The sequence below is a fragment of the Devosia sp. P3_B2 genome (assembly GCF_056402875.1).
The window spans coordinates 2,501-5,316 of record NZ_JBFUGO010000027.1 but is presented as its reverse complement, the minus strand read 5'-3'; the positions used below and the strand labels follow the sequence as shown (position 1 = coordinate 5,316).

2 rRNA genes (1 of these 2 cut by a window edge) are annotated in these 2,816 nt (G+C 53.9%); both read right to left on the bottom strand.

Going from position 1 to position 2,816, the window contains the following annotated elements:
- Positions 1–71 precede the first annotated feature (71 nt).
- A 5S ribosomal RNA gene (gene rrf / locus AC1DV8_RS22890) occupies positions 72–187 on the bottom strand.
- Between the two features lie 128 nt (positions 188–315).
- Positions 316–2,816: ribosomal RNA gene (locus AC1DV8_RS22885) — 23S ribosomal RNA — on the bottom strand; it runs 227 nt beyond the window's last position.

The window sequence follows — 2,816 nt, the reverse complement described above, 5'->3', positions numbered from 1 at the left end:
CAAAACCCCGCCGGCTTTCGCGGGCGGGGTTTTGTTGTTCTAGTCGTTGAGAGAACGCATGTTTTTGGCAGACCTGGCAGCGACCTACTCTCCCAAGTCTTGAGACTTAGTACCATCGGCGCAAAGGGGTTTAACGGTCGAGTTCGGGATGGGATCGGGTTCTGGGCCCCTCGCAATTACCACCAGATCGGCGAAAAACATGCGTGTGAATTCTGGTTCCATGCTGCTGGCGCGGGGCCTAGCAGATGATTTTTTGATCTATTGGGTGCCGATCACTCGTTCCGTGCCGCACTTTGCGGGCATGGATTAATGAGAACGATCAAGCCAATCGAGCTATTAGTACTGGTCAGCTTCACACCTCGCGGCGCTTCCACATCCAGCCTATCAACGTGGTGGTCTTCCACGGCTCTCAAGGGAATGCTCGTTTTGAAGGAGGCTTCCTGCTTAGATGCTTTCAGCAGTTATCCCGTCCGAATATAGCTACCCTGCAATGCCGCTGGCGCGACAACAGGTCCACCAGAGATTCGTCCAACCCGGTCCTCTCGTACTAGGGTCAGCTCTTCTCAACATTCCTACACCCACGGCAGATAGGGACCGAACTGTCTCACGACGTTCTGAACCCAGCTCACGTACCACTTTAAATGGCGAACAGCCATACCCTTGGGACCTGCTCCAGCCCCAGGATGTGATGAGCCGACATCGAGGTGCCAAACACTGCCGTCGATATGGACTCTTGGGCAGTATCAGCCTGTTATCCCCAGAGTACCTTTTATTCGTTGAGCGATGGCCCTTCCACGCGGGACCACCGGATCACTATGACCGACTTTCGTCTCTGCTCGACTTGTCAGTCTCGCAGTCAGGCAGGCTTATGCCATTGCACTCAGCGGACGATTTCCGACCGTCCTGAGCCCACCATCGCGCGCCTCCGTTACTCTTTGGGAGGCGACCGCCCCAGTCAAACTACCCACCATGCGCTGTCCCGGATGCTGTTACATCGCGGTTAGACACCTATGACGATAAGGGTGGTATCTCATCTTGCGGCTCCACCGAGACTGGCGTCCCGGCTTCAAAGCCTACCACCTATCCTGCACATGCCGACACAAGTGCCAGCGCAAAGCTATAGTAAAGGTTCATGGGGTCTTTCCGTCTGACCGCAGGAACCCCGCATCTTCACGGGGAATTCAATTTCGCTGAGTCTATGCTGGAGACAGTGGGGAAGTCGTTACGCCATTCGTGCAGGTCGGAACTTACCCGACAAGGAATTTCGCTACCTTAGGACCGTTATAGTTACGGCCGCCGTTTACCGGGGCTTCATTTCAAAGCTTGCACCTCTCCATTTAACCTTCCGGCACCGGGCAGGCGTCAGACCCTATACGTCGTATTGCTACTTCGCAGAGCCCTGTGTTTTTGATAAACAGTCGCTACCCCCTTTTTTGTGCCACTTCTACCCGGTTGCCCGAATAGAAGTCACGCTTATCCCGAAGTTACGCGTGCAATTTGCCGAGTTCCTTCAGCATAGTTCTCTCAAGCGCCTTGGTATGCTCTACCTGTCCACCTGTGTCGGTTTAGGGTACGGTCTATGTTGGTGGAGCTATTTCCTGGAACCGGCTCATCGCACCCCCAATCCAATAAGGGGATACGAACCCGCGCGATCCGTCACTACCACCAGGCCCACGAATATTAACGTGGTTCCCATCGTCTACGCATATCTGCCTCGACTTAGGGGCCGGCTAACCCTGCGCTGATTAGCATTGCGCAGGAACCCTTGGACTTACGGCGAGAGGGTCTCTCACCCTCTTTATCGCTACTCATGTCATCATTCGCACTTCCGATACCTCCAGGATCTCTCACGAGTATCCCTTCGCAGGCTTACGGAACGCTCCGCTACCGCTTGCACAAAGTGCAAACCCTAAGCTTCGGTGCATGGTTTGAGCCCCGTTACATCTTCGCCGCAGGAACGCTTGACCAGTGAGCTGTTACGCTATCTTTAAAGGATGGCTGCTTCTAAGCCAACCTCCTGGTTGTCTAAGCATTCCCACATGCTTTCCCACTTAACCATGACTTGGGGACCTTAGCTGTAGGTCAGGGTTGTTTCCCTCTTGACGATGGACGTTAGCACCCACCGTCTGTCTCCCAGATAGTACTCTTGGGTATTCGGAGTTTGGTTAGGTTTGGTAAGTCGGTGAGACCCCCTAGCCCATCCAGTGCTCTACCCCCCAAGGTATTCGTCTGAGGCGATACCTAAATATCTTTCGCGGAGAACCAGCTATTTCCGAGTTTGATTGGCCTTTCACCCCTAGCCACACGTCATCCCCGTAATTTTCAACTTACGTGGGTTCGGCCCTCCAGTAAGTGTTACCTTACCTTCAGCCTGCACATGGCTAGATCACTCGGGTTCGGGTCTAATCCAACTAACTTCACGCCCTATTCAGACTCGCTTTCGCTGCGCCTACACCTAACGGCTTAAGCTTGCTAGTTAGACTAAGTCGATGACCCATTATACAAGAGGTACGCCGTCACCCAGAACGCGTCTTGGGCTCCGACTGTTTGTATGCATCCAGTTTCAGGAACTATTTCACTCCCCTCGTCGGGGTGCTTTTCACCTTTCCCTCACGGTACTTGTTCGCTATCGGTCGCATGCGAGTACTTAGGCTTGGATAGTGGTCTACCCATGTTCAGACAGGATTTCACGTGTCCCGCCTTACTCGAGGACCAAGATGCTTTCTACCGGTACGGGGCTATCACCCACTATGGCGAAGCTTTCCAGCTTCTTCCCGTTCTTACACCCTGGCCACTGGCCTGGTCCGCGTTCGCTC